The sequence below is a fragment of the Catenulispora subtropica genome (assembly GCF_039531675.1).
Lineage (GTDB): Bacteria > Actinomycetota > Actinomycetes > Streptomycetales > Catenulisporaceae > Catenulispora > Catenulispora subtropica.
Window position 1 is genome coordinate 276,623 of record NZ_BAAAQM010000003.1, and the last position, 26,220, is coordinate 302,842.

At 70.9% G+C, this 26,220-nt stretch carries 24 protein-coding genes; 20 read left to right on the plus strand and 4 right to left on the minus strand.

The window, feature by feature from the left end:
• Positions 1-14: 14 nt before the first annotated feature.
• A complete protein-coding gene (locus ABD466_RS04995) occupies positions 15-1,307 on the plus strand; it encodes an MBL fold metallo-hydrolase (protein WP_344655720.1) in 1,293 nt (430 codons plus the stop codon).
• Between the two features lie 184 nt (positions 1,308-1,491).
• Here ABD466_RS04995 and ABD466_RS05000 read toward each other — a convergent pair whose 3' ends face one another.
• Positions 1,492-1,794, minus strand: a complete 303-nt coding sequence (locus ABD466_RS05000) for a ferredoxin (protein ID WP_344655721.1) — start codon at positions 1,792-1,794, stop codon at positions 1,492-1,494.
• Between the two features lie 365 nt (positions 1,795-2,159).
• Between ABD466_RS05000 and arc the strand changes: the two genes are divergently transcribed.
• The 9 genes from arc (at position 2,160) to ABD466_RS05045 (ending at position 11,743) form a co-directional block, all read left to right on the plus strand.
• A complete protein-coding gene (gene arc, locus ABD466_RS05005; protein WP_344655722.1) occupies positions 2,160-3,938 on the plus strand; it encodes a proteasome ATPase in 1,779 nt (592 codons plus the stop codon).
• Positions 3,939-4,178: 240 nt separating this feature from the next.
• Positions 4,179-5,690, plus strand: coding sequence for a depupylase/deamidase Dop (gene dop, locus ABD466_RS05010; RefSeq protein WP_344655723.1), 1,512 nt, complete (start codon positions 4,179-4,181; stop codon positions 5,688-5,690).
• A 193-nt stretch (positions 5,691-5,883) separates the two neighbouring features.
• Positions 5,884-6,093 carry a ubiquitin-like protein Pup gene (locus ABD466_RS05015; RefSeq protein WP_344655724.1) on the plus strand — a complete coding sequence of 70 codons (210 nt, stop codon included), beginning with the start codon at positions 5,884-5,886 and terminating at the stop codon, positions 6,091-6,093.
• 74 nt (positions 6,094-6,167) lie between these two features.
• On the plus strand, positions 6,168-7,016 hold the full coding sequence (gene prcB / locus ABD466_RS05020; protein ID WP_344655725.1) for a proteasome subunit beta: 849 nt from the start codon (positions 6,168-6,170) through the stop codon (positions 7,014-7,016).
• A 76-nt stretch (positions 7,017-7,092) separates the two neighbouring features.
• Positions 7,093-7,950, plus strand: coding sequence for a proteasome subunit alpha (gene prcA / locus ABD466_RS05025; RefSeq protein ID WP_344655726.1), 858 nt, complete (start codon positions 7,093-7,095; stop codon positions 7,948-7,950).
• Between the two features lie 110 nt (positions 7,951-8,060).
• A complete protein-coding gene (gene pafA, locus ABD466_RS05030; RefSeq protein ID WP_344655727.1) occupies positions 8,061-9,422 on the plus strand; it encodes a Pup--protein ligase in 1,362 nt (453 codons plus the stop codon).
• A gap of 131 nt (positions 9,423-9,553) precedes the next feature.
• On the plus strand, positions 9,554-10,582 hold the full coding sequence (locus tag ABD466_RS05035; protein ID WP_344655728.1) for an FKBP-type peptidyl-prolyl cis-trans isomerase: 1,029 nt from the start codon (positions 9,554-9,556) through the stop codon (positions 10,580-10,582).
• A gap of 66 nt (positions 10,583-10,648) precedes the next feature.
• A complete protein-coding gene (locus tag ABD466_RS05040) occupies positions 10,649-11,023 on the plus strand; it encodes an FKBP-type peptidyl-prolyl cis-trans isomerase (protein WP_344655729.1) in 375 nt (124 codons plus the stop codon).
• Positions 11,024-11,113: 90 nt separating this feature from the next.
• Positions 11,114-11,743: a LysE family transporter gene (locus tag ABD466_RS05045; RefSeq protein ID WP_344655730.1), complete on the plus strand. Its 630-nt coding sequence runs from the start codon at positions 11,114-11,116 to the stop codon at positions 11,741-11,743.
• On the opposite strand, the gene ABD466_RS05050 is transcribed toward ABD466_RS05045, so the two are convergent.
• Positions 11,744-12,313 (minus strand): anti-sigma factor, encoded by a 570-nt coding sequence (locus ABD466_RS05050; RefSeq protein WP_344655731.1) that lies wholly within the window; start codon positions 12,311-12,313, stop codon positions 11,744-11,746.
• A gap of 125 nt (positions 12,314-12,438) precedes the next feature.
• The gene (locus ABD466_RS05055; protein WP_344655756.1) at positions 12,439-13,500 is read right to left on the minus strand and encodes a DUF3866 family protein; all 1,062 of its coding nucleotides are present in this window, start codon (positions 13,498-13,500) and stop codon (positions 12,439-12,441) included.
• Between the two features lie 135 nt (positions 13,501-13,635).
• Between ABD466_RS05055 and ABD466_RS05060 the strand changes: the two genes are divergently transcribed.
• From ABD466_RS05060 to ABD466_RS05095, 8 genes are read left to right on the plus strand one after another with little or no spacing between them, the layout of a single operon-like run.
• Complete coding sequence (locus tag ABD466_RS05060; RefSeq protein WP_344655732.1) at positions 13,636-14,736, plus strand: helix-turn-helix transcriptional regulator; 1,101 nt, start codon at positions 13,636-13,638, stop codon at positions 14,734-14,736.
• Positions 14,733-15,704 carry a helix-turn-helix transcriptional regulator gene (locus ABD466_RS05065; protein ID WP_344655733.1) on the plus strand — a complete coding sequence of 324 codons (972 nt, stop codon included), beginning with the start codon at positions 14,733-14,735 and terminating at the stop codon, positions 15,702-15,704. The genes ABD466_RS05060 and ABD466_RS05065 overlap by 4 nt, the downstream gene beginning before the upstream one ends.
• Positions 15,701-16,285 carry a hypothetical protein gene (locus tag ABD466_RS05070; protein ID WP_344655734.1) on the plus strand — a complete coding sequence of 195 codons (585 nt, stop codon included), beginning with the start codon at positions 15,701-15,703 and terminating at the stop codon, positions 16,283-16,285. The genes ABD466_RS05065 and ABD466_RS05070 overlap by 4 nt, the downstream gene beginning before the upstream one ends.
• A gap of 9 nt (positions 16,286-16,294) precedes the next feature.
• Positions 16,295-16,504 carry a hypothetical protein gene (locus ABD466_RS05075; RefSeq protein WP_344655735.1) on the plus strand — a complete coding sequence of 70 codons (210 nt, stop codon included), beginning with the start codon at positions 16,295-16,297 and terminating at the stop codon, positions 16,502-16,504.
• Positions 16,505-16,546: 42 nt separating this feature from the next.
• Complete coding sequence (locus ABD466_RS05080; RefSeq protein WP_344655736.1) at positions 16,547-16,771, plus strand: Sec-independent protein translocase family protein; 225 nt, start codon at positions 16,547-16,549, stop codon at positions 16,769-16,771.
• 16 nt (positions 16,772-16,787) lie between these two features.
• Positions 16,788-17,753: a twin-arginine translocase subunit TatC gene (gene tatC / locus ABD466_RS05085; protein ID WP_344655737.1), complete on the plus strand. Its 966-nt coding sequence runs from the start codon at positions 16,788-16,790 to the stop codon at positions 17,751-17,753.
• Between the two features lie 54 nt (positions 17,754-17,807).
• Positions 17,808-18,740, plus strand: a complete 933-nt coding sequence (locus tag ABD466_RS05090; protein WP_344655738.1) for a diacylglycerol kinase — start codon at positions 17,808-17,810, stop codon at positions 18,738-18,740.
• Positions 18,741-18,775: 35 nt separating this feature from the next.
• Positions 18,776-21,619: a DEAD/DEAH box helicase gene (locus ABD466_RS05095; RefSeq protein WP_344655739.1), complete on the plus strand. Its 2,844-nt coding sequence runs from the start codon at positions 18,776-18,778 to the stop codon at positions 21,617-21,619.
• A 79-nt stretch (positions 21,620-21,698) separates the two neighbouring features.
• On the opposite strand, the gene ABD466_RS05100 is transcribed toward ABD466_RS05095, so the two are convergent.
• Complete coding sequence (locus ABD466_RS05100) at positions 21,699-22,625, minus strand: 5'-3' exonuclease (protein WP_344655757.1); 927 nt, start codon at positions 22,623-22,625, stop codon at positions 21,699-21,701.
• 267 nt (positions 22,626-22,892) lie between these two features.
• Here ABD466_RS05100 and ABD466_RS05105 point away from each other — a divergent pair, with 267 nt between their 5' ends.
• Together ABD466_RS05105 and ABD466_RS05110 are read left to right on the plus strand one after the other, a co-directional pair.
• Positions 22,893-24,053 carry an ABC transporter substrate-binding protein gene (locus tag ABD466_RS05105; protein WP_344655740.1) on the plus strand — a complete coding sequence of 387 codons (1,161 nt, stop codon included), beginning with the start codon at positions 22,893-22,895 and terminating at the stop codon, positions 24,051-24,053.
• A 29-nt stretch (positions 24,054-24,082) separates the two neighbouring features.
• Positions 24,083-26,209, plus strand: a complete 2,127-nt coding sequence (locus ABD466_RS05110; RefSeq protein WP_344655741.1) for a sensor histidine kinase — start codon at positions 24,083-24,085, stop codon at positions 26,207-26,209.
• Positions 26,210-26,220: the final 11 nt, after the last annotated feature.

The window sequence follows — 26,220 nt, forward strand, 5'->3', positions numbered from 1 at the left end:
GAACACGTATATACATGGCAACCACCGTCGAGTTCTGGGGCGGGGTCGGCGTCATCGGCTCCAGCAAGGTCCTGATCACCGAGGGCGACCACCGCGTCCTGCTCGATTTCGGCCTCGACATCCCGCGCGGCAGCGATCTGTTCCGGCCGCCGGTCGTCCCCCGTCCGCAGCGCTACCTCGCCGACCGGCTGCGGGTCGGCGCGGCCCCGCGGCTGCCCGGCGTGTACGACCCGGCGATGCTCGACCCCGGCGACGGGCTTGGGGAGCAGGGGCCGCGGACCGCGGTGTTCGTCAGCCACGCCCACATCGACCACTGCGGCCTGGTGGGCACGCTGCGGCCGGGCACGGCCGTCCACGCCTCCCCGGAGACCATCGCGGTCATGGAGGCGCTGGCGGCCGCCGGGGACGGCCTGCCCGGCGGAGAGCCGGACTGGCGGCCGCTGGCCGACGAGACGCCGCTGGCCTTCGGACCGCTGACCGTCGAGCGGGTGACCGTCGACCACGACGTGCCGGGGGCCAGCGGCTACCTGGTCACGACCTCGGACGGGGTGCTGGCGTTCACCGGCGACATCCGGTTCCACGGCCGGGCGCCGGAGCGGGCCTGGCGGCTGGCCGAGCGGGCCGCGGGCTGTGAGATGTTCGTCACCGAGGGCACGGCCCTGGGGCTGCCGGTGTTCCCGGGGCCGGTGCGCACGGAGGACGACGTCGTCCGCGACTTCGCTGAAGCGCTCGAGGCGGCCCGCGGGGACCTGGTGCTGCTCGCGATGTACCCGCGCGACCTGGAGCGGGTGCGCGAGTTCCTCGACGTGGCGGCGGCGGCCGGCCGCCGCATCGTCTGGGGCGACGCCGTGGCCCGGTTCCTGCGGGAGCTGGGCGTCGAGGACGCCGTCGGCCACGCCGAGCCGGGGCTGGAGGGGATCAAGGACGATCCCGGCGGTTTCGTCTACCAGCCGGACCTGCGCGACCTGCGGGGCATCCCGGACCTGGCCGACCTGCCGGTCGGGCCCGGCACGGTGTGGCTGCACGCCAACGGCGAGCCGCTCGGGCCGTTCGAGTCGCGCTGGGACCTGTTCGTGGAGTGGCTGGAGGTCCTGGGCATCCCGCTGCGCCGCATCGGGTCGTTCGGCCACGCCACCTCCGACGACCTGCACACCCTGGTGCACCGGGTGGCGCCGCGGACCGTGGTGCCGATCCACACCGGCGCGCCGGAGCTGCTGCACCCGGTGGGTGGGCCCCGGCGCCTGCTGCCGGAGCTGGCACGGGCCTATGACCTGGGCGGGAGCCCGGTCCGAATTACCGGTGCTTGATCTGGAACCTGGGTGGGTCCTGGAACGTCCCTTAGCCGTGACGCGCTGTGCGACAGCGGGCGCGTCACGGACTCGGGCGTAGGGAAACGGGGACGCGCGACGGCGGGGACTGGTGCCGGGCTGGGGCGGAACCGGTCACCCGCCGTCGGAAGCGGCGGGTCCGCCGGGCTTTCTTACCACTTTTTTACTGTTCGTTCGTGCCGGGTCCGGCGATCTCCACCTGGTCCGCGACACGCCGGACGCGGATGCACTCTCCCGGGCACTCCTTGGCCGAGTCGATGACGGCCAACACCAGGTCAGAGGGCACGGGGACGCGCGCTTCGGCGCCCGTCAGCAGTTCGCCTCCCGGATGGTCCTTGACATAGGCCACACCGTCGATGTCGAGTTCGAAGACGTCTGGTGCGTACTGGGCGCAGATGCCGTCCCCGGTGCAGAGGTCGTGGTCGATCCAGACTTCCAGTGCATCCGTGTCGGTAGTGGCGGTCATGATTCAAGACGCTATCAAGCCCACCCGTCGCCCGACCTCCACCCCTCATCGAGCTACGCACTGTTTTCTCCTCAAGGAGAACCTTCAGCGGGAGTTATCCGTTGATCCACTGACGGCGGGGTGCAAGGATCGGGCCATAGCTCCGGACCGGCTTCCACATAACCAGCCGAGTGAGGGGGAATCGTGATGACGACAAGCCTTGTTGTTCCTACGACCGACACCCGGGTTCCGGATCCGCGCGGTGCGGCGCGTCCGGCCTCGGCGGCAAGTGCACAACATTCAGCGGTTTCAAGAACGCCTCCGCGGCGCAGGAAGGCAGCAAGGAAGTTCTTGATGATCGCAGCTTCCGGCGGGAGGTGAGGACCGTGCCAGCACACGACGACGACATCCGCGAGGGCAGTGGGCGCTCGGCGCGGGGTTCGGAGGACCTCGCTGCCCAGGTCACGTACCTGGAGCAGGAGATCGCCGTCCTTCGGCGCAGACTCCGGGACACGGCGGACGCCCCGCGGGGCGGACGGGCCGTGGAGGAGCGCATCAACGAGCTGCAGGCCACCGTGGCCGGGCTCACGAGCCAGAACGAGCGCCTGGTGGCGACGCTGCGCGAAGCGCGCGACCAGATCGTGGCGCTGAAGGAGGAGATCGACCGGCTCGCGCAGCCGCCGAGCGGCTTCGGCGTGTTCCTGGAGGACGCCGGGGACGGCAACGCCGACATCTTCACCGGCGGCCGCAAGATGCGGGTGTCGGTCAGCCCCTCCATCGACCCGGACACCCTGCGCCCGGGCCAGGAGGTGATGCTGAACGAGGCGCTGAACATCGTCGCGGCCTTCGGCTTCGAGAGCGTCGGCGAGATCGTCAGCCTGAAGGAGATCCTCGAGGACGGCACCCGGGCCCTGGTCACCGGGCGCACCGACGAGGAGCACGTGGTCCGGCTGGCCGAGCCGCTGCTGGACGTGAAGCTGCGTCCCGGCGACGCGCTGCTGATGGAGCCGCGCAGCGGCTACGTGTACGAGCGCATCCCCAAGTCCGAGGTCGAGGACCTCGTGCTGGAGGAGGTGCCGGACATCTCCTACGAGGAGATCGGCGGCCTGGACGGGCAGATCGAACTGATCCGCGACGCCGTCGAGCTGCCGTATCTGCACCCTGACCTGTTCAAGGAGCACCAGCTGCGGCCCCCCAAGGGCGTGCTGCTGTACGGCCCGCCCGGCTGCGGCAAGACCCTGATCGCCAAGGCGGTGGCGAACTCGCTGGCCAAGAAGGTCATGGAAGTGACCGGCTCGGACAACGTGAAGAGCTACTTCCTCAACATCAAGGGTCCGGAGCTGCTGAACAAGTACGTCGGCGAGACCGAGCGGCACATCCGCCTGGTCTTCCAGCGGGCGCGGGAGAAGGCCAGCGAGGGCGCGCCGGTCATCGTGTTCTTCGACGAGATGGACTCGCTGTTCCGGACCCGGGGCAGCGGGATCAGCTCGGACGTGGAGAACACCATCGTCCCGCAGCTGCTCAGCGAGATCGACGGCGTCGAGGGCCTGGAGAACGTCATCGTCATCGGCGCCTCGAACCGCGAGGACATGATCGACCCGGCGATCCTGCGGCCGGGCCGGCTGGACGTGAAGATCAAGATCGAGCGCCCGGACGCCGAGGCGGCGAAGGACATCTTCAGCAAGTACGTCACGCCGGAGCTGCCGCTGCACAGCGAGGACCTCGCCGAGCACGGCGGGGACCGCGAGGCCACGGTCGGCGCGATGATCCAGGCCACGGTCGAGCGGATGTACAGCGAGATCGACGAGAACCGGTTCCTGGAGGTGACGTACGCCAACGGGGACAAGGAGGTCATGTACTTCCGCGACTTCAACAGCGGCGCCATGATCCAGAACATCGTCGACCGCGCCAAGAAGACCGCGATCAAGGACTTCCTCGACCACAAGCAGAAGGGCCTGCGCGTCTCCCACCTGCTCGGCGCCTGCGTCGACGAGTTCAAGGAGAACGAGGACCTGCCGAACACCACCAACCCCGACGACTGGGCCCGCATCTCCGGCAAGAAGGGCGAGCGGATCGTGTTCATCCGCACGCTGGTCACCGGCAAGCGGGGCAGCGACACCGGCCGCTCGATCGACACGATCGCCAGCACGGGGCAGTACCTGTAGCCCGTCCGGCGCCGACCGCCCCCGGGACCGCCTCGCGGCCCCGGGGGCGGTCGTGTTCCGATGGCTCTACCCTGTTCACGGCGGTATCGGCGGACTTCGGGCGGGATCGCTTCGCGGCGCCCGGGCCACGATTCGATGATCACCCTCCGGGTACACACACCGAGTGGCACCCCATCGCACCCCCAGAAACCGTGCACAAGGCACTGCCACACGTCAGTCCCGCGGAATAAGGTGGCCGGTATGAGCGTGTGGCGAATCATGGGCACCGAGACCGAGTACGGCATCTCCGTGCCGGGCAATCCCGGCGCCAACGCGATGCTGATCTCCTCCCAGATCGTCAACTCCTACGCGGCGGCCATGCACCGGGCCCGCCGCGCGCGCTGGGACTTCGAGGAGGAGAACCCCCTCCGGGACGCCCGGGGCTTCGACCTGGCGCGGGACATCGCCGACGCCAGCCAGCTCACCGACGAGGACGCCGGCCTGGCCAACGTGATCCTCACCAACGGGGCCCGGCTCTACGTCGACCACGCGCACCCCGAGTACTCCTCGCCCGAGATCACCAACCCCCGCGACGCCGTGATCTGGGACAAGGCCGGCGAGTGGATCATGGCCGAGGCCTCGCGCCGGGCCGCGGAGATCCCCGGGACGGCGCCGATCAACCTCTACAAGAACAACACCGACAACAAGGGCGCCTCGTACGGGTCGCACGAGAACTACCTCATGCAGCGGACCACGCCGTTCGCCGACATCGTGCGCAACCTCACGCCGTTCTTCGTCTCCCGCCAGGTGGTGTGCGGGGCCGGCCGGGTCGGCGTCGGCCAGGACGGCCGGGCGCACGGCTTCCAGATCTCCCAGCGGGCCGACTTCTTCGAAGTCGAAGTCGGGCTGGAGACCACGCTCAAGCGGCCGATCATCAACACCCGGGACGAGCCGCACGCCGATCCGGAGCGCTACCGGCGGCTGCACGTCATCATCGGCGACGCCAACCTGGCCGAGATCTCGGTCTACCTCAAGATGGGCACCACGGCGCTGGTGCTGGCCATGATCGAGGAGCGGTTCCTGTCCACCGACCTGTCGGTGGACCAGCCGGTGCGGACCCTGCACCAGGTCAGCCACGACCCCACGCTGCGGCAGCTGGTCACGCTGCGCAGCGGCCGCAAGCTCACCGCGGTCCAGCTCCAGATGGAGTACTGCGACCAGGCCCGGAAGTTCGTGGAGGACCGGTACGGCTCCGACGTGGACGACGTCACCAAGGACGTCCTGGAGCGCTGGGAGTCGGTCCTGACGCGCCTGGAGCGCGATCCCATGACGCTGTCCAGGGAGCTGGACTGGGTCGCCAAGTACGAGATCCTGCTCGGCTACCGCAAGCGGGACGGCCTGGACTGGGACTCCTCCCGGCTCCAGCTCGTCGACCTGCAGTACTCCGACGTGCGGCCGGAGAAGGGCCTCTACCAGCGGCTGGCGGCCCGCGGCCGGTTCGAGCGGATCACCACCGACGCCGAGATCCGCCGTGCGGTGGACCACCCGCCGGAGGACACCCGGGCCTACTTCCGGGGCCGGTGCCTGGACAAGTACGCCGACTCGGTGGCGGCCGCCTCCTGGGACTCGGTGATCTTCGACGTCCCGGGTCGCGAGTCCCTGCAGCGCGTGCCCACACTGGAGCCGACCCGGGGAACCAAGCAGCACGTCCAAGCGTTGATCGATCGGAGCCGCACGGCCGAGGAGCTGGTCCGCGCTCTGACCGAGGGCTGAACCGCAGAATGACCACAAGCTGAGACGAACCGTTCCACATTCTGGATCAGCGCCGCTTCGGCGCTGGTCCAGAGTCTTTCATCAGATGTAGTTTTTCGGGTCACGGATCGCGAGTGGAATACCTCCGTTCGGGGGAAGTTGAAGCTAGAGTGAGGAAGATCGGCAACACGCCGAGGAGTGGGAGAGGGCTGAGATGGCAGCGGACGAACGCGGCGGCCAGCAGCACGCCAACCGCGACAAGCAAGAGGTCGAGGAAACCGAGACCGAGGCGAGCAGCGACCTCAAGGAGCGGCAGGAGAAGCTCTCCGAGGACGTGGACTCGATGCTGGACGAGATCGACGAGGTGCTGGAGTCCAACTCCGAGGACTTCGTCCGGGGCTTCGTCCAGAAGGGTGGCCAGTGACCTTCGCGATCTATTAGGGTCGCGGCATCAAGGTCCGAGTTCTTACCGAACCTTTATAGAAGGGGATTGCTGAAGTGGAATCCAACGCGGACTGGGGCACTCGGGGCGGTCTGCCGCAGGCCTTCCTCACGCCCGGCATCTCCTCCTTCAGCGAGTTCCTGAAGGGATTCGCCCCCGAGTACCTGCCCGGCGGGCGCACCCTGCCGGCCGGCGCGACCGTGGAGGCCCCGCACGGCACCACCATCGTCGCGCTCACCTTCCCCGGCGGGGTGCTGATGGCCGGCGACCGGCGGGCCACCATGGGCAACTTCATCGCCCAGCGGGACATCGAGAAGGTGTTCCCCGGCGACGAGTTCTCCGCGGTCGGCATCGCCGGCACCGCGGGGATGGCCGTGGAGATGGTCCGGCTGTTCCAGCTGGAGCTGGAGCACTACGAGAAGATCGAGGGGGTCACCCTCTCCACCGACGGCAAGGCCAACCGGCTGGCCACCATGATCCGCGGCAACCTGGGGCTGGCCATGCAGGGCCTGGCCGTGGTGCCGATGTTCGCCGGCTACGACGCCGAGACCGGCGAGGGCCGGATCTTCAGCTACGACGTCACCGGCGGCCTGTACGAGGAGCACGACTTCTACTCGGTCGGCTCCGGCTCGATGTTCGCCCGCGGCGCGCTCAAGAAGCTGTACCGCCCGGACCTGACCGCCGAGGAGGCCGCGGTCGCGGCCGTCCAGGCGTTGTACGACGCCGCCGACGACGACTCGGCCACCGGCGGCCCCGACCTGTTCCGCAAGATCTTCCCGGTCGTCGCGGTGGTCACCGAGGAGGGCTACCGGCGGCTGCCGGACGAGGAGCTCGCAGCGCTCGTGGAAGGCGTCGTGGACGCCCGGCGCGTTGCTCCCGACGGGCCCCGCTCGCCGCTGCGGTAACTTCGGATCCGGTATCCGACCCCGTGGCAACCACCAGTCTCTTGCAGGTTCCGGTCCCAGTCAGGAGTGACCCGTCGTGACGACGCCTTTCTACGTCTCGCCCGAGCAGATCATGAAGGACCGGGCGGAGTACGCCCGCAAGGGCATCTCCCGCGGCCGGTCCGTCGCAGTCATCTTCTATGACAAGGGCATCCTGTTCGTCGGGGAGAACCCGTCGCGGGCCCTGCACAAGATCTCCGAGATCTACGACCGCATCGCGTTCGCCGCGGCCGGCCGGTACAACGAGTACGAGCAGCTGCGGATCGCCGGCGTCCGGCACGCCGACATGCGCGGCTACGTCTACGACCGCCGCGACGTCACCGGCCGGGCCCTGGCCAACACCTACGCCCAGGCCCTGGGCACGATGTTCAGCGAGGGCTCGGGCAAACCGTACGAGGTGGAGCTGGCCGTCGCCGAGGTCGGCGACAAGGCCGCCGACGACCAGGGCTACCGGGTCACCTTCGACGGCCAGGTCACCGACATCCGCGGCTTCCAGGTGCTGGGCGGCGCCGCCGACGCGGTCACCTCGGTGCTGGAGTCCTCCTTCGAGGAGCACGCCACCCTGGAGACCGTGCTCAACGCCGCGGTGGAGGCCCTGGGCCGGGACGGCACCGAGCCCCGCACCCTGGCGCCCAACCAGCTGGAGGTCGCGGTCCTGGACCGGACCCGGCCGCAGGTGCGCAAGTTCCGGCGGATCGCCGGCCCGGCGCTGGCCCGCCTGCTCGGGCGGGACGGCGAGGAGGACAACGGCACCGGCGAGAAGGACGGTGGCGGCGGCGTGGGCGGCGCCGGCAGCAAGCACTCGGACACCCCGGCCGCCGAGTCGCTCGACGACGGCGACGTGCTCGGCGCCGTGGACGACCTGCTCGACGAGGGGGACTCCTCGGAGTCCTGACATGCGGGGTGGCCGAACGACGACCTGGCCGGCTCAGCCGATCTGAGCCGGCCGGTGGAGCCGACATTTCAATGGGGCAGCGGTCTTACGCGCGGCTTAAGGTGGTCAACATGGACCGGCGGATCTTCGGGCTCGAAAACGAATACGGCGTCACCTGCACGTTCCGCGGACAGCGCCGCCTGTCCCCGGACGAGGTCGCCCGCTACCTGTTCCGCCGCGTCGTGTCCTGGGGGCGCTCCAGCAACGTCTTCCTGCGCAACGGCGCGCGGCTCTACCTGGACGTCGGCTCGCACCCGGAGTACGCCACCCCCGAGTGCGACTCGGTGCGCGAGCTGATCGTGCACGACAAGGCGGGCGAGCGGATCCTGGAGGGGCTGCTCGCCGACGCCGAGCGGCGCCTGCACGAGGAAGGCATCGCCGGCGACGTCTACCTGTTCAAGAACAACACCGACTCGGCCGGCAACTCCTACGGCTGCCACGAGAACTACCTCGTGGGCCGGCACGGCGAGTTCTCCCGGCTGGCCGACGTGCTGATCCCGTTCCTGGTGACCCGGCAGCTGATCTGCGGCGCCGGCAAGGTGCTGGCCACCCCGCGCGGCGCGGTGTACTGCGTCTCGCAGCGCGCCGAGCACATCTGGGAGGGCGTCTCCAGCGCCACCACCCGGTCCCGGCCGATCATCAACACCCGGGACGAGCCGCACGCCGACGCCGAGAAGTACCGGCGGCTGCACGTCATCGTCGGCGACTCCAACATGTCCGAGACCACCATGCTGCTCAAGGTCGGCGCCACCGACCTGGTGCTGCGGATGATCGAGGCCGGCACCACGCTGCGCGACATGACCCTGGAGAACCCGATCCGGGCGATCCGCGAGGTCAGCCACGACATGACCGGGCAGAAGAAGGTGCGCCTGGCCAACGGCCGGGAGATGAGCGCGCTGGAGATACAGGAGGAGTACTTCACCAAGGCGCGCGACTTCGCCGAGAAGCGCGGGCTGCGCACCGGGGCCGTGGACCGGATCCTGGACCTCTGGGAGCGCACCCTGACCGCGGTGTCGACCGGCGACCTGGACCTGATCTCCCGGGAGATCGACTGGGTGATCAAGTACCGGCTGATCGAGCGCTACCGGACCAAGCACAACCTGGCGATGTCCGCGCCGCGGGTGGCGCAGCTGGACCTGGCCTACCACGACATCTCCCGCAACCGCGGCCTGTACTACCTGCTGGAGAAGCGCGGCATGGTCGAGCGGACCGCCACCGACCTGGAGATCTTCCAGGCCAAGTCGGTGCCGCCGCAGACCACGCGGGCGCGGCTGCGCGGGGAGTTCATCAAGCGGGCCCAGGAGCAGCGCCGGGACTTCACCGTGGACTGGGTGCACCTGAAGCTGAACGACCAGGCCCAGCGCACGGTGCTGTGCAAGGACCCGTTCCGCTCGGTGGACGAGCGGGTGGAGAAGCTCATCTCCTCGATGTAGCCCTCCCGCAACCTGTTCGACGCGCGCTCCCGGCTCCGGCCGGGAGCGCGTCGCGCTAGGGTGGTGCGGTCCCTGGGACGGGTGATCGCCGTATCGGCCCGTCCCGACTCCCCGCCGATTCGAGGTTCCCAGTGCGCCGTCCCGTGGCCACCCGCCGGACCCAGACCGCCGTCGCCGCACTGGCGGCCGGCCTGGTGTTGCTGACCGGATGCTCGTCGAGCAAACCCGCCGCGAAGACGCCGGGCGGCGCCACCACGCCCGCCGGGGCGTCGTCCTCCTCCGGCGCCGCGTCCTCCTCCGGGGCCCCCGGCTCGGACGCCCTCGGCGCCAAGGCGAACATCCAGATCCCGGCCGGCCAGCCGGACGGCAAGCTGGGCGTCAAGGTCAAGATCCAGGGCGCCGGCACCAAGATCACCGATGGGAGCGCGGTGCTTCTGAACTACACCGCCAAGCTCTGGCGCGGTGGCGTGGACCTGGGCAGCAGCTACGACCAGGGCGGGTCCCCGACGCTGCAGGTCGAGGGCCAGGGCAAGATGCTCCCCGGGTGGGAGCAGGGCCTGAAGGGCCAGCAGGCCGGCAGCCGGGTGGAGCTGACCGTCCCGCCGTCGCTGGCCTTCGGCGACAAGGGCACGCAGGCCGGGGACGTCACCATCAAGGGCGACGACACGATCGTCTTCGACCTGGACATCGTCAACGTCTACCCCTCGGCCACCGCCGACATCGCCACCGGCCCGAGCGTGCTGAACGACCCGAACCTGCCGACCGTCGGCACCGAGGTGGGCCCCAACGACCCGAAGGTGACCATCCCGGCCGGCAAGAACCCGCCGACCGTCGGCACCTACAAGCCGGTCATCGTCGGCAAGGGCCCGCAGATCCAGAAGGGCCAGACCCTGGTGCTGCAGTACGAGGGCCTGCTGTGGCGGAACGGCCAGATCTTCGACTCGTCCTTCAGCAAGAGCAAGTCGTTGTTCTCCACCCGCATCGGTGTCGGCTCCGTGGTCGCGGGCTGGGACGAGGGGCTGGTCGGCCAGACCGTCGGCTCTCGGGTGCTGCTGGTGGTGCCGCCGGACAAGGGCTACGGCCCGCAGGGCCAGCCGCAGGCCGGCATCCAGGGCACCGACACCATGGTGTTCGTCGTGGACATCCTGGACGCCCGTTAACCGCGGCGAACGCCCTGATAGCGTAACGAGACGACCATCCCCGACAGGAATGGGAACACCAAGCCCATGAGCCTTGACAAGCCCGAGATCGACTTCCCCGACTTCCCGGTGCCGGACGACCTGGTGATCCAGGACATCACCGTCGGAGACGGCGCGGAGGCCACGCCCGGCCGCCAGGTCACCGTGCACTACGCCGGTGTGTCGTACTCCACCGGCGAGGAGTTCGACGCCTCCTGGAACCGCGGCCAGCCCTTCACCTTCCCGCTGGGCGGGGGCCGGGTCATCGCCGGCTGGGACCGCGGCGTGGCCGGCATGAAGGTCGGCGGCCGGCGCAAGCTGGTCATCCCGCCGCACCTGGCCTACGGCGACCGCAGCCCGAGCCCGCTGATCAAGCCGGGCGAGACGCTGATCTTCGTGGTGGACCTGCTCCAGGTGCAGTAGACAGTGCTCGTTGAGTATGGCCGTCCCGGTGTCCGGGACGGCCATACCGCGTTTCCGGCACAGTGCCGGAACCCGTGGCAGGATCTTCCTATGTCTGTAGCCTCCTTCGCGGCTCTGCTGACCGTGTGGACCCTGGCGCTGCTGATCCCGGGCCCTGACTTCCTGGCCGTCTCCCACGCCTCGGTGGCGCGCTCGCGCCGGGACGCGGTGTTCGTCGGCTTCGGCGTCGCCGCCGCCATGGCGGTGTGGGTGACCACCAGCCTGGTCGGCCTGACCGTGTTGCTGGTCAAGTGCCAGCCGCTGTTCCAGGCGGTGCGTTTCGCCGGCGCCGCCTACCTGGCCTGGCTGGCGTTCCAGCTGCTGCGCTCGGCCGCGCGCCGGACGGCGCGCGGTACCGAGGCCGCGAGCGTGGGTGCGAAGGCGCGGGGTGCCGGCGCCGCGTTCCGCGCCGGGTTCCTGTGCAACATCGGCAACCCGAAGGCCGCGGTGTTCTTCTCCAGCGTGTTCGCGGCCTTGCTGCCGCCGCACGTGGACTGGGAGTTCCGGGTGGCGATAGGCGTCGCGGTCCCCGCGATCGGCGCAGCCTGGTACACCGTCGTCGCGTGCCTGTTCTCGGCCAAGCGCATCGCCGCCGGCTACGCGCGGGTGCGGCGGATCGTGGACGGCGTGACCGGCACGGTCTTCGCGGCGCTGGCCGGCGAGCTGGCGATCGCCGAGTGATCAGCCCAGGGGCAGCACGGCCAGCGGCGGCGTCGTCGGGTGGGCCGCCTTCCCGGAGGACTCCAGTGTGATCTGCAGCCGGGTCGTGGCCGGCACCGAGACCAGCACCAGGTCGTTGACCGGGTGGTCGAAGCGGGAGGAGCCGGCGGAACGGAAGGCGCCCGAGCCGTCGAGATACCAGAGCACGTAGGTACGGCCCCCGGTCGGCGTGTGCATCCCGTGCTCGACGACCACGGCCCGGCCGAGCGCGGGGGAGTAGTGCGCGGTCACGATCCCGCCGCCCACCGCCTGCTCACGCGCCGACTCGACGTCCGCGGCGGCCAGCACCTGGGCGACGTCCCGCTCTTTGTTCTCGGCCGCCGCCTGCCGGTCGTGCACGCGGATCGTCGTCCACGCGAACGCCGCGGCCGCCGCGCCGAAGACGATGCAGGTCAACGCCAGCACGTGGAACGCCCGGGCCTGGCGCTCGGCGAACGCCCGCCAGCGTGCGGCCCCGGTCACCGCCTCCCCATCAGCCTTCAGCGGCGTCTGCTCGACCGACACCTGCTCCTGCTGCTCTTCCTCGACCAACGAACGCCCCTCTCCGGAACCCCGTCGCAATGTGTTCACCCATTGTGCTGATAACAATGGTCCCTGGACAGGCGGACGGTGAAACGATCTCGGCAGCGTCCTGACGGGCCCCGGGTCAGTCGCGGTCAGACGCGGTCTGCCACGGCCAGCCGGCCCGCACAGGCTGAGGCCAGGAAGGCCGCGTAGTCGGCGTCCAGCCCACGGCCCATCGTGCTCAGCGGTACCGGGCAGGCACGCAGCGCCGCGTCCAGCCCGTCGACCGGTACGCGCACCAGCGTGTGCCGGTCCGCCAGTTCCGCCGCCCGGGCCGCGACGCCGTCCCAGAACGCGTCTCCGGCCTCCGGCAGAGCGACTTCGGCGCGCGCCAACGCGACCTGACCGTAGGCGGTCAGGCTGTGGTGGCTCAGTCCCCGGTGCCGCTCGCGCGGGTCCCCCGAGGAGACCCGCAGCGCGGCCACCGGCCGTCCGTTCAGCACCGCCGCCGCGTTGACGGCCTCGCCGCACGCGACTCCGGAGAATCCCCAGACGCTTCCGGTCCCGAGGTTCCCCGGCCCCTGGGTCACCACGGCGATGTCCGCGTCCAGGACGTGCCGTGCCGCGAGCAAGCCGCTGTGCACGGTCACGCACTCCAGGTCCCCGCCGAAGGCCTGCCCGACGGTCACCGTCCCGGCGGCCAGCCATCCGGCCGAGCGCAGTCCGTCCACCGTCCGCGAGAACCACAGCGGCAGTGCCCCGCCGTCCGTCATCACATAAGCGATCCGCGCGGAAGGCTGGTCCGCGCGGATCCCAGCCAGCACGGCGGGGAGCGCAGAATGCAGGTCCGCCACGACCACCGGCATGCCGTCCACCGACGTCGCCGTCGCCAGCTGCGGATGCCGTTCCTCGGCGCCGTCGACCAGCGTCTGCATCGGTGTGTAGCGGGCTTTGACCATGTGTCCGGCCAGGGGCGCGTCCTCCGGGAGCCGCTCCGGGATCGCCACGACCAGCGCGTACCCGCCGGTCCCCAGTCCCAGTTCCAAGGCGCCGACCGACAGCAACACCTCGTCGCCGGGTTCAGGCGTCCCGACGAGATCCGGATAGGCCAGCGCGCGGAACAAACCCTCGTCTTGAACCGTTACCTCTAACTCAGTCGCCCCACGCCACTCCCGACGGACCGCCGTCACCCGTCCACGCCGCCACCGGATCACGTCGCCCACGGTACCGGGCCGGTTCATCACCCTCTTGTATTCCCCACCGCCGCTTTAATGGAGTACGACGCTGCGCCGCCGTCCCGATTAGCGCTACCGTTCACGGCGTACCCAAGTTGTTGTAGGAGAGCCTCGATGCCCGCCACGAAGACCGAGCGGTTGGTGAACCTGGTCATCTGCCTGCTCGCGTCCAAGCAGTACGTGACCAAGGAGCGGCTGCGCGCCACCCTGGAGCCGTACCGCGAGTGCCCCACGGACGACGCCTTCGAGCGGATGTTCGAACGGGACAAGGACGAGCTGCGGGAGATGGGCATCCCGCTGGAGACCGGCACCAACAGCGCCCTGTTCGAGGACGAGATCGGCTACCGGATCCCCAAGGACTCCTACAACCTGCCCGAGATCCGCCTGGAGCGGGACGAGGCGGCGGTGCTCGGCGTGGCGGCGCGGTTCTGGCAGCAGGCGGTGCTCGCCTCGGACGCGTCCTCGGCGCTGCTGAAGCTGAAGAGCGCGGGCATCGAGGTCGGGGACGTCAGCCAGTCCGGGATCGAGCCGCGGGTGCGGACCGAGACCAGCGCCTTCGAGCCGTTGCTGCAGGCCATCTGCGACCGGCGGCCGGTGGCCTTCCACTACCGGAAGTCGGGCGAGGTGGAGCCGGCTGAGCGCAGGGTCGAGCCGTGGGCCATCGACTCCTGGCGCGGCCACTGGTACCTGGCCGGCTTCGACCGGGAGCGGGGCGCCGACCGGATGTTCCGGCTGGACCGGATCGTCGGCGAGGTGGTGCTGCTGGCCGGGCACCTGACCGAGCAGGTGCCGGACGACATGGACGTGCACGCCAAGGTCGCCGACTTCGCCTGGCGGCAGAACCGCAACGTCGGCACCGCCAAGCTGCGGCTGCGGGCGGACACCGGCTTCCTGCTGCGCCGGCGCGCGACCGAGTGCGAGCCGGAGATCCGGGACGGCGAGCCGACCGGCTGGGACGTCCTCACCGTGCCGCGCAACACCGGCATGGCCGGCTGGCTCGCCGAGTTCGGCCCCGACGTGCAGGTGCTGGAACCGCCGGAGCTGCGGGCGGCGGTGATCGGGCGGCTGCGCGCGGCCGTGACCGGCAACGGCCTGGCGGCCAGCGACGAGATGACCCACATAAGCGCCCGCGCGGACGTGCCCGGCGCCCGGACCGAGTCCGCCGTGTCCGCCGAAGCCGCCGAGGCCGGCCAGACGACGGGAGCCACCCGATGAGCGGCGCCGCGGCCCAGGTCCGCCGGCTGTTGAACCTGGTGCCCTACCTGCTGGAGCACGAGGGGGCCAAGCTCACCGAGGTGGCCGGCGAGTTCAACGTCTCCGAGAAGCAGCTCCGCAAGGACCTGGAGACGCTGTGGATGTGCGGTCTGCCCGGCGGCCTGCCGGACGACCTCATGGAGGCGCACATCGGCGAGGGCGGCACCATCCACCTGGAGAACGCCGAGGCCATCGTGCGGCCGCTGCGGTTCTCGGTGCGCGAGGCGGTGGCGCTGCTGGTCGCGCTGCGGGCGCTGGCCCAGCTGCCCGGCGTGGCCGACCGCGACGCCCTGCTCCGGGCCATCGCCAAGCTGGAGGAGGCGGCCGGCGAGCGCGGCGCCCAGGCCTCCCAGCGCGTGACCGTGGCCTTCGAGGCGCGCGCCACCGTGCTGGACCGCATCCGCCAGGCCCTGGACGACGGCCGCCGGCTCCGGCTGGAGTACTTCGTGCCGTCCCGCGACCAGGTGACCGAGCGCGACGTGGACCCGATGCGCGTGATCCTCTCCGACGGCCACGCCTACCTCGAAGGCTGGTGCCGCCGCAGCGAGGCGGTCCGCATGTTCCGTCTGTCCCGGATAGTGGCGATCGAGGTGCTCGACGTCGCCGCCGAGGTCCCCGAGGCGGCCGAACCGCACGACCTGGACGAGGGCGTCCTCCGCCCGGCCGCCGACGACCCCCTGGTGACCCTCGAGGTCACCCGCCACGCCCGCTGGGTCGCGGAGAACTACCCCAACGAGGGCGTCGAGGAACTGCCCGAGGGCGGCCTGCGCATCGCCCTGCGCGCCCCCGACCAGGGCCGCATCCTCCGCCTGGTGCTCCGCCTGGGCGCCGACGGCCGCATCATCGATCCGCCGGCCCTGGCCGACCAGGTCCGCAAGACCGCGGCCGAGGCCCTGGCCCTGTACGGGGACGCCGAGGGCGCGGCGTGAGCACCGCGGGGGAGCCGCCGGCCTCCGAGGGGGCCGGCGGGGACTCCGGCGGGTGGGACTGGTTCGGCGGGGGAGCTGAGCCTGAGGCCGGAGAACCGGGTGCTGATGGTCCGGTCGACCGCGGTGCGGCCGGGGACCTCGGGGTCGTGGCGAGCGCCGAGCTGAGCGCCGAGCCCAGCGCCGAGCTGAGCACCGAGCTGGGCACCGAGCCCAGCACCGAGCCGGCGACCGACTCGTTCCCCGAACCGACCGGCCGAGCCCGCTTCCGCGTGCTGACCGGCGGCCGTGCCGCGTCGGGCGGTTCGGAGCCTGAGCCCCCTGTCACCGTCGATGACTCTTCGACTACTGAGAGCGCCGACTTCCGTGTCCGCTGCCCGGATTGCGGACCGCAGTTCGTGAAGGTCGCCGACGTGCGGTTCGTGTCCACCGGCGGTGGTGCGGACACCGACCGCTACCTGTTCACCTGCCCCTCGTGCGGTATCCGGGTGCGCCGGCCGGCCGGGCCGGAGTTGGCCGCGATCCTGAAAACCTCGGGGGTGGCCACCCTGGCCCTGCGTCGCGGACCGGATCAGGCTCTATAGTTTCGTTGCATGTACTGGCTCCTCCTGATCGCGATCACCGGTGTCGTGTGCCTGGTGATCACCGCGGCGTTCGGCTGGCGGGTGTTCGTGGCGGCCAAGGGTTTGATCCGGGAGCTCAAGAAGACCTCCGCGGTTCTGAACGACGCCAGCGAGACGCTGCGTGGTGTTCAGGAAATGGAGGGCGTCAAGGCGCTGCGGGCACGGGCTCAGGCCGATTAGTCTCATAAGGGTTCCCGTGTCGATAACCAAGGGGGTCGGACCGTGTTCCAGCGGCTGATCGAGATCGGTCTGATCGTGCTCGTGGGGTGGGCGCTGTTCAGCAAGGGCCGGCTGCCCGACTCGGTGCGCAACGTCCGCAAGTCCGCCCGCATCATGAAGTCCGAGATGCAGGCCGCCGCGGACGACGTGGAACTGCCCGAGCCCAAGGTCGTGCCGGGCCAGATCATCGACGACGGCGCGCGGCGCGCCGACAACGCCCAACGCTGAACGGATTCCCGAGAAGATGACCACGCAGGCCAGCGCCAACGGAACCCGGCCCAAGGCGAAGAGCAAGCCGCCGAAGGCGGTGAAGGCCCCCAAGGACCCGGAAGGCCGGATGCCGCTCGCCGAGCACATCCGCGAGCTGCGCACCCGGCTGTTCCGCGCCTCGCTCGGCATCGCGATCGGCTCGGTCGCCGGGTGGTTCGTCCACCGGTGGGTGATCCACCGGCTGACCCGCCCGGTGTGCGACACGAAGGTGAACGGTGTCGCGAAGGGGATCACCCACGAGTGCGCCAGCGGCGTGCTGACCTCGGTCGGCTCCACCTCCGGCATCGCGATCAGCTTCAAGGTCGCGCTGCTCGTCGGGCTGCTCATCGCCAGCCCGGTGTGGCTGTACCAGCTGTGGGCGTTCATCGCTCCGGGCCTGCACAAGAACGAGAAGAAGTACTCGATCGCCTTCGTCGCCGCCGGCGTCCCGCTGTTCCTCGGCGGCGCGGCGCTCTGCTACGTGATCATGCCGACGATCATGAAGGTGCTGCTCGGCTTCACCCCGGACGAGGCGCCGAACGCGATCCCCCTGGACAACTACATCGGCTTCTTCATGCGGATGGTCCTGGTCTTCGGCGCCTCGTTCGAGATCCCGCTGATCGTGGTCGCGCTCAACTTCGCCGGCGTGCTGTCCGCGGCCCGGCTGAAGAAGTCCTGGCGCTACGTCACCTTCGCCATCTTCGTCTTCTCCGCGGCCGCGGTCCCGACCGGCGAGCCGCTCGGCATGACGGCGCTGGCCGCGCCGATGTGCCTGCTGTACTACGGCGCCATCGGCATCGCGGTGATGAACGACAAGCGCCGGGCCGCCCGCGGCATCAACGCCAACCTGTCCCCGGACGAGGCCTCCCCCCTCGACCTGACGCCGGTGCCGATCGAGGCGCCGCGGCCGGTCGAGCAGACCCGCCGCGGCTACGACGACGACTACGACGACCTCACATAACGCCGGGATCACGGCGCCATGACGAAGAGGGGCACGCGCTGCTAGCGTCTGCGCGTGCCCAGACCCGATCACGTCGTCGCCCTGATCAACCCCACGTCCGCCAAGGGCGCGGGCGCCCGAGCCGGACAGCGTGCCGTCGCCGCGCTGCGCGGTGCCGGGATCGAGGTGACCGACATCGTCGGCCGGGACGCCGCCGACGGTGAGGAGCAGGCGCGCGAGGCCCTGCTGAAGCACCCCGACGCCGCGCTGGTGGTGGTCGGCGGTGACGGCATGGTCTCGGCCGGGCTGCGGCTGCTCACCGGCGACCCGGACCGGGCCCTGGGCGTCATCCCGGCCGGCACCGGCAACGACACCGCCCGCAGCCTCGGCATCCCGCTGAAGGACCCGGAGGCCGCGGCCGCGGTGATCGCCGCCGGCGAGGCCGGCCGGATCGACCTCGGCGAGGCCACCACCGGCGCCGGCACCGGCCGCGAGGTCGTGCGCCGGTTCACCACGGTCATGGCCTGCGGCCTGGACTCCCGGGTGAACGACCGCGCCAACCGGATGAGCTGGCCGCGCGGCAAGCGCCGCTACGACCTGTCCATGCTGCTGGAGCTGCCGCGCTTCAAGGCCCCGCGGTTCCGGATCCGGCTGGACGACCGCGAGCTGGACACCGAGTGCATGCTGGTCGCGATCGGCAACGGCCCCTCCTACGGCGGCGGCATGCTGATCTGCCCGGAGGCGGCCCTGGACGACGGCCGGTTCCAGGCGACCGTCGTGGACCGGGTCGGCAAGCCGACGCTGCTGACGATCTTCCCGAAGGTCTTCTCCGGCCGCCACGTCACCCACCCCAAGGTCAGCGTCCACCACGCCGCCGAGATCGAACTGCGCGCCGAGGGGGTCAGCTGCTGGGCCGACGGGGAGCGGATCGGGGAGCTGCCGGTGAGGCTGCGGACGCTGCCCGGGGCCCTGCTGGTGTTCCGGCCGCGGGCCACCTCGCAAACCTGAGGCGCGGCGATCAAGCTTCCGGTTAGGGTGGAGGCATGTCATCGCCCGCTGAGCCCCTGCGGGCTCCCGATGTGCCTGCCCTCTCGGAGTTCCAGCGCTTCCGCGGCGGCTACGACTTCGATCTCGACACGTTCCAGATCGAGGGCTGCCGGGCCCTGGAGGCCGGCGACAGCGTCCTGGTCGCCGCCCCGACCGGCTCGGGCAAGACCGTCGTGGGGGAGTTCGCCGTCCACCTGGCGCTCGCGCAGGGCACCAAGTGCTTCTACACCACGCCGATCAAGGCGCTGTCCAACCAGAAGTTCTCCGACCTGGTGGCGCGGCACGGCGCGGCCAACGTCGGCCTGCTGACCGGGGACAACACGGTCAACGGCGAGGCCCCGATCGTCGTGATGACGACCGAGGTGCTCCGCAACATGCTCTACGCCGGCTCCGCCACGCTGTCCGGCCTGGGCTACGTCGTCATGGACGAGGTCCACTACCTCGCCGACCGGTTCCGCGGCGCGGTCTGGGAAGAGGTCATCATCCACCTCCCGGAGTCGGTCCGGCTGGTGGCGCTGTCGGCGACGGTCTCCAACGTCGAGGAGTTCGCCGGCTGGCTGCGCACCGTGCGCGGCGACACCAGGTCGATCGTCTGGGAGCACCGCCCGGTGCCGCTGTGGCAGCACGTGCTGGCCGGCAAGCGGATGGTCGACCTGTTCGCCAACGGCGCCGACGGCGAGGCCATGCCCGGCGCCAACGGCCAGGGCGGCATCTCCGCCTCCCGCGAGTTGCGGGTCAACCCCGAACTGGTCCGCCTGGGCCGTGAGGGCTCGGAGTCGATGTACCGGCGCGGCGGCCCGCGCGGCGGAGCGGCCCGCGGCGCGCGCGGCAAGGACCGGCGGCGCGGGCGGGGCGCCTGGGTGTCCAGCCGGGTCGACGTGATCGAGAAGCTCGACGCCGAGGGCCTGCTGCCGGCCATCACCTTCATCTTCAGCCGGGCCGGGTGCGACGCCGCGGTCCAGCAGTTCCTGCACGCCGGGGTCCGGCTGCTGAACGCCGACGAGCGGGCGCGGGTCAAGGCCCACGTGCTGGAGCGGACCGCGAAGATCCCGTCCGAGGACCTCAACGTCCTGGGGTTCCACGACTGGTTCGACGGGCTGCAGCGGGGCGTCGCGGCGCACCACGCCGGGATGCTGCCGACGTTCAAGGAGATCGTCGAGGAGCTGTTCGTCCAGGGCCTGGTCAAGGCCGTGTTCGCCACCGAGACATTGGCGCTGGGCATCAACATGCCGGCCCGCACCGTGGTGATGGAGGCGCTGACGAAGTGGAACGGTGAGAACCACGTCGACCTGACGGCGGGGGAGTACACGCAGCTCACCGGGCGCGCCGGCCGCCGCGGCATCGACATCGAGGGCCACGCGGTCGTGCTCTGGCGCCCCGACCTGGACGCCAAGGCGCTGGCCGGCCTCGCGGGCACCCGCACGTACCCGCTGCGGTCGTCGTTCAAGCCGTCCTACAACATGGCGGTGAACCTGGTCGGGCAGTTCGGCCACGAGCGGGCCCGCAACCTGCTGGAGACGTCGTTCGCCCAGTACCAGGCGGACCAGGCCGTCGTCGGCCTGACGAAGCAGGTCCGGCGCAACACGGCCGCCTTGGACGGCTACTCCGAGGCCATAACGTGCCACCTCGGGGACTTCGACGAGTACATGGCGCTGCGGCGCCGGCTCTCGGACCGGGAGGCCGACCTGTCGCGGCAGGGCGCCGCCAACCGCCGTGCCGCGGCGCTGGAGTCCCTGGAGAAGCTCCAGGCCGGGGACATCATCGTCGTCCCCGCCGGCAAGCGGGCCGGGGTGGCCGTGGTGCTGGACCCGGGGATACCCGCGGCCACGGCCGGGCGCCCCCGGCAGGACACCGGGGACGGGCCGCGTCCGGTGGTGCTGACCATGGACCGCCAGGTGGTGCGGTTGTCCCTGACCGACTTCCCGAGCCCGGCCGAGCCGCTGGACCGGATGCGGATCCCGAAGGGGTTCAACGCCAAGTCGGCGCAGTCGCGGCGGGACCTCGCCACGGTGCTGCGCAGCAAGGCCGGCGACAAGGAGATCCCGCCCTATCGCAAGACCCGGTACCGTTCCGAGGCCGCGGACGACGCCGAGATCAGCAGTCTGCGCAAGGCGATCCGGTCGCACCCCTGCCACGGCTGCCAGGAGCGCGAGGACCACGCGCGCTGGGCCGAGCGGTACTTCAAGCTGGACCGTGAGACCAAGCAGCTGGAGAAGCGCGTCGCGGGCCGGACGAACAGCATCGCCCGGGTCTTCGACCGCGTCTGCGGCCTGCTGGAGCAGCTCGGCTACCTCGAGGGCGACCAGGTGACCCCGGTCGGCCGCCGCCTGGGCCGCCTCTACACCGAGCTGGACCTGCTCACCGCCGAGACCCTGCGCGCCGGCCTGTGGGAGGGCCTGTCGCCGGCCGAGCTCGCCGCGTGCGTCTCAGCCCTCGTCTACGAGGCCCGCCGCGCCGACGACGCCGGACCCCCGCGCCTGCCGGGTGGTGCGGTGCCGAAGACGCTCGACGACATGCTCCGGCTCTGGGCCAGGCTCGAGGAACTGGAGACCGACCACCACCTCGAGTTCCAGCGCGAACCCGATCTCGGGTTCGCCCTGCCCGCCTACCAGTGGGCCTCCGGCAAGGCCCTGGAGGAGGTGCTCTGGGACGTCGAGATGCCGGCCGGCGACTTCGTCCGCTGGTGCAAGCAGCTCATCGACCTGCTCGGCCAGGTCGCCAACGCCGCCGCCGAGCTCCACGCCCCCGGCGGCAAGGCCAGCACGGTGCGCGACGCCGCCCAGGAGGCCATCGACGGGATGCGGCGCGGCGTGGTCGCGTACTCGATGATGAACGGCTGAGGCGCGAGGCGGGACGGTGTCGCGGGGCCGCCGGGAAACCGGCGGCCCCGCCTCGTCAGCTCGTCAGCGCGTCAGCTCGTCAGCGCTCCGCCAACGCCTTCACCAGGCGCCCCGTGGCCGCCTTCAAGCCGAACTCCTCCGCCAGCGCCGCCAGCGCGACCGGATCCTTCACCTCCCGCGGCAGCCGGTCGTCATGCTCCATCACCGGCGCGTCGCGCACCACCCGGACCACCGTCGGCGCCGCGTCGAGGTATCCCGCGGCCTCGGCGATCTTCTTCCGTTGTGCGGGCTTGAGCTTCGACAGAGGATCCACCGCGGCCGCCCGCACCCCCGCGAGGTCTCCGTACTCGGAGATCAGGGCCGCGGCCGTCTTCTCCCCGATGCCCGAAACGCCCGGCAGGCCGTCGCTCGGGTCACCCCGGAGCACGGAGAAGTCGGCGTAGTCGCGGCCTGCGATCCCGTACTTCCCGCGCAGCACCTCGTCGGTGACCACCTCCAGTTTGGCCACCCCCTTGCCGATGTTCAGCACCCGGACTCGCCGTGTGTCGTCCACCAGCTGGTACAGGTCCCGGTCCATGGTCACCACGTCCACCGGGCCGGCGCCCGCCGCGACCCAGCGCTCGGCCAGCGTGGCCAGCACGTCGTCGGCCTCGAACCCCGGCGCCTCGGCGCGGGCGATCCCCGCGGCGTCCAGCACCGCCTCGATCACCGGGATCTGCGGGCTCAGCGTGTCCGGCACCTCCTCGACGTCGACGTCCTCCTCAGACGGGCCTTCCACCAGCACGCGGTGTGCTTTATAAGAGGGAATGGCCTCGACCCGGAACGCGGGCCGCCAGTCGGCGTCGAAGCACGCCGCCACGCGGTCCGGCTTGTAGGTGCTGATCAGATGGCTGAAGAAGTCCAGCGTTCCGCGCACGGCGTTGACCGGCATGCCGTCCGGGGACGTGATCGTGTCCGGAACGCCGAAGAAGGCGCGGAAGTAGAGCGTCGGGGTGTCGAGCACCATCAGGCGCTCCTCGGTCTTCGCCATGCGCCGATCCTAGGGGGCGGCGCCGTCGGAACCCCGCTTCCACCCCGATCCACGCCTTTCCATTCGCTCCCTGATTCTCCACCCCGGGTGCGATCGTGTAGTGTGCCACGCGTCGAATGGCCGCGCGCCCTTCGTGTCCCCCCTCGCAAGGCTCTGGCATGACTAGCGACGAGTGAGCAGAAAGCGTCCCGGTCTATGGCGATAGTGCGGTCGGTGTCCCCCATACGTCGGAGGGGGGCCATCGTGGCGCGCCTGTCTGCGGCGGTCGCGTGCCTCGCGCTGCTCGCGAGCTGTTCGGACGGGCCGGCGACCACACCGCCCGGAGCCTTCATCCCGCCGCCGATCCCGATGGTGGAGCCGGGCGCGCAGGGGGAGGGCGAGGTGAACCTGGTGGTCTGGGCCGGCTACGCCGAGAAGTCCTGGACCGACCCGTTCACCAAGACCACCGGGTGCAAGGTGAACGCGATGGTGGCGGGCAGCTCCGACGAGATGGTCGCGGACGTGAAGTCCGGCCAGTACGACGTGGTCTCGGCGTCCGGGGACGCCAGCCTGCGCCTGATAGCCAGCGGTGACGTCGCCCCGATCGACGTCGGCAAGGTCCCCAGCTACGCGCAGATCTACCCGAGCCTGAAGAACAAGAGCTGGAACTCGGTCGCCGGCGTGCCCTACGGCGTCCCGCACGGCCGCGGCGCGAACGTGCTGGTCTACAACAAGGACAAGGTCAAGAGCCCGCCGACCTCGCTCGGGGCGGTCTTCGACCCGGACCCGACGGTCGCCGGGCACGTCACCGTCTACGACTCGCCGATCTCGATCGCGGACGCCGCGCTGTACCTGATGCACGACCAGCCGGGCCTGGGCATCAAGAACCCCTACGCGCTGGACCGTCCCCAGTTCGACGCCGCGGTGGCGCTGCTCACCAAACAGCAGCCGGCGGTCGGCAGCTACTGGTCGGACACCGCCGCGCAGCAGGCCGACTTCGAGAAGGGCGGGGACCTGATCGGCACCAGCTGGCAGGTGGTCCTGAACGGCCTGGCGCACGACAACCACAAGGAGATCACCTCGATCAAGCCGGTGGAGGGGGTCACCGGCTGGTCCGACACCTGGATGATCGCCGCCGGCGCCAAGAACCCCACCTGCGCCTACAAGTGGCTGGACTACATCACGTCCCCGGCGGTGAACGCCAAGGTCGCCGAGTTCTTCGGTGAGGCCCCGGCCAACTCCCAGGCCTGCGCCAAGACCACCGACCCGGGGTTCTGCGCCACCTACCACGCCGACGAAGAGGCCTACTGGGACAACGTCTGGTACTGGACCACGCCGACCACCCGCTGCCTGGACGGCAGCGACCGGACGTGCGTGCCGTACTCGGAGTGGGTCACGGCCTGGAACCGGATCAAGCAGAAATGACGGCACGGGCGAAGCGAGGCGGTGCGGACATGGCCGAGCGCACGGGCGAGGGAGCGGCCGGCGGCGGCAGGCCGCCGGCCACCACCCGCAGCCGGCTGCCGTTCCGGCGCAAGATGGACCTGCTGGTGGTCCTGCCGACGGTGGCGATGGCGGCGCTGATGACCCCGGTGGCGGTGCACGAGGCCGGCGTCTCCGAACAGTGGAACACCGCCGCCGACTTCCTGGGCTCCACCAAGAGCGTCAGCCTTCTGATCCAGGACCTGTCGCTGGAGCGGGACAAGGCGCAGGCGGCGATGAACGGCGACCCGGACAAGGCCCGCGCCTACAACGACGCCATCAGCGTGACCGACGCCCAGGTCCTCGAGGTGTCCCGGACCTTCGGCAGCAAGGCCACACCGAAGCTGACCGCGTCGCTGGCCGCCGTCTCCGACCTGAGCTACGTGCGCGAGCTGCCGGCCCGCGAGGGACTGTCGCAGAACTACGTGGTGCAGGCGCACGTCCAGCAGCTGGTCGACACCGTGTACGGCGCCATCGACGCGCAGCTGGTCGACGCCCTCGACTTCGCCGGCCACAGCGCCGCCGGCGGCCCGGCCTCCGCGCTGGAGACCGAACTGGCCGCGCTCTACGCCGGCGACATGGCCGAGAGCCAGCGCGAGGCCTCGCTCACCGCGTTCGCCAGCGCGCCCACCGAGTACAACGCGGCCGAGCAGTACAACACCGCCACCCGTATGGACCAGGTGGCGCAGGCCGAGCTCGGATTCGTGATGCAGTTCCCGGCGCCGGCCGACCGCGCGCTGATCGGCGCGGTGCTCAGCTCGCCCGAGGCGCAGACCTTCCGGCGCTACCAGACCAAGGTCGAGGCCGCCTTCGGCTCGGCGTTCCAGGACAACCGCGGCGTCATCGGCAGCCCGAAGAACCTGAACGACATCCAGACCCTGAACGACCGCAACACCCTGACCGCGGCGTTCGAGTCCGCGAGCAACCAGCGCGCCGACTCCGAGGCCCGCATCACCGACCGCATCATCGCGCTGTCCCGGTCCAACGCCCGGCAGGCCGAGATCACCGTGATCGTGATGATCGGCGTCGGCGTCCTGGCCGCCCTGGCCCTGATGGTGCTCTCGGCGCTGATCCGGCGCTCGGTGGTGCGCCCGGTGCTGGCGCTGACCGGCGCCGCGTCCCGGGTGGCCCGGGCCGCCGCGGCCGACCTGGAGCGGGTCACCGACGAGGACCTCGGCGAGAAGGGCGACCTGCCGGAGTTCGAGGCCATCCCGGTGCCCACCGACGACGAGCTCGGCGACCTGGCGCAGGCGTTCAACAAGGTGCAGGAGACCGCGCTGCTGATGCTGGAGCGGCAGGTCACCATCCGGCGCAACACCGCCGAGATGTTCGGCAACGTCGGGCACCGCATCCACAACCTCACCGGGCGCCAGCTGACCATCATCGACCAGGTCGAGCGCTCGGAGACGGACCCGGTGCTGCTGGACCGGCTGTACCGGATCGACCACCTGGCGGTCCGCCTCCAGCGCGGTGCCGACAGCCTGATCCTGCTCTCCGGCGAGCGCGAGGCCAACATCTCCGGCGCGCCGATGCGGCTCACCGACGTGGTGCGCTCGGCCGTCGGCCGCGTCGAGGGCTACCAGCGGGTGGTGCTGATCGCCGAGGACGACGCCATGGTCGCGCCGTCCGCGGTCGGCGACCTGACCCTGATGGTCGCCGAGCTGGTGGAGAACGCGGTGTCGTTCTCGCCGGCCAGCCAGCGGGTGGAGATCGCGGTCGGGCTGTCCGCGCGCGGGTTCGTGATCGAGATCGTGGACCGCGGCATGGGCATGTCGCCGGAGCAGATGGCGCAGGAGAACGCCCGCCTGGTGCGCCGCGAGCGGCTGGACCTGGCGCCGACCCGGGTGCTGGGCCTGTTCGTGGTCGGCCGGCTGTCGGTGCGCACCGGCGCCGCCGTGGAGCTGTCGGCCACGCCCGGCGGCGGGACCACGGCCCGCGTGTACGTGCCCGGGTTCCTGCTGGCCGGGCCGGTGGCCGAGGCCGCCGGGCCGCGGGCGCCGCGCTGCTCGTCGACGACGCGCACGGGCTGGGCATCCTGGGCGAAGGGGGCCGCGGGGCGCTGTGGGCCGCCGGTCTCGCCGGGGACGGCGATGTGGTGACCACCGTGACG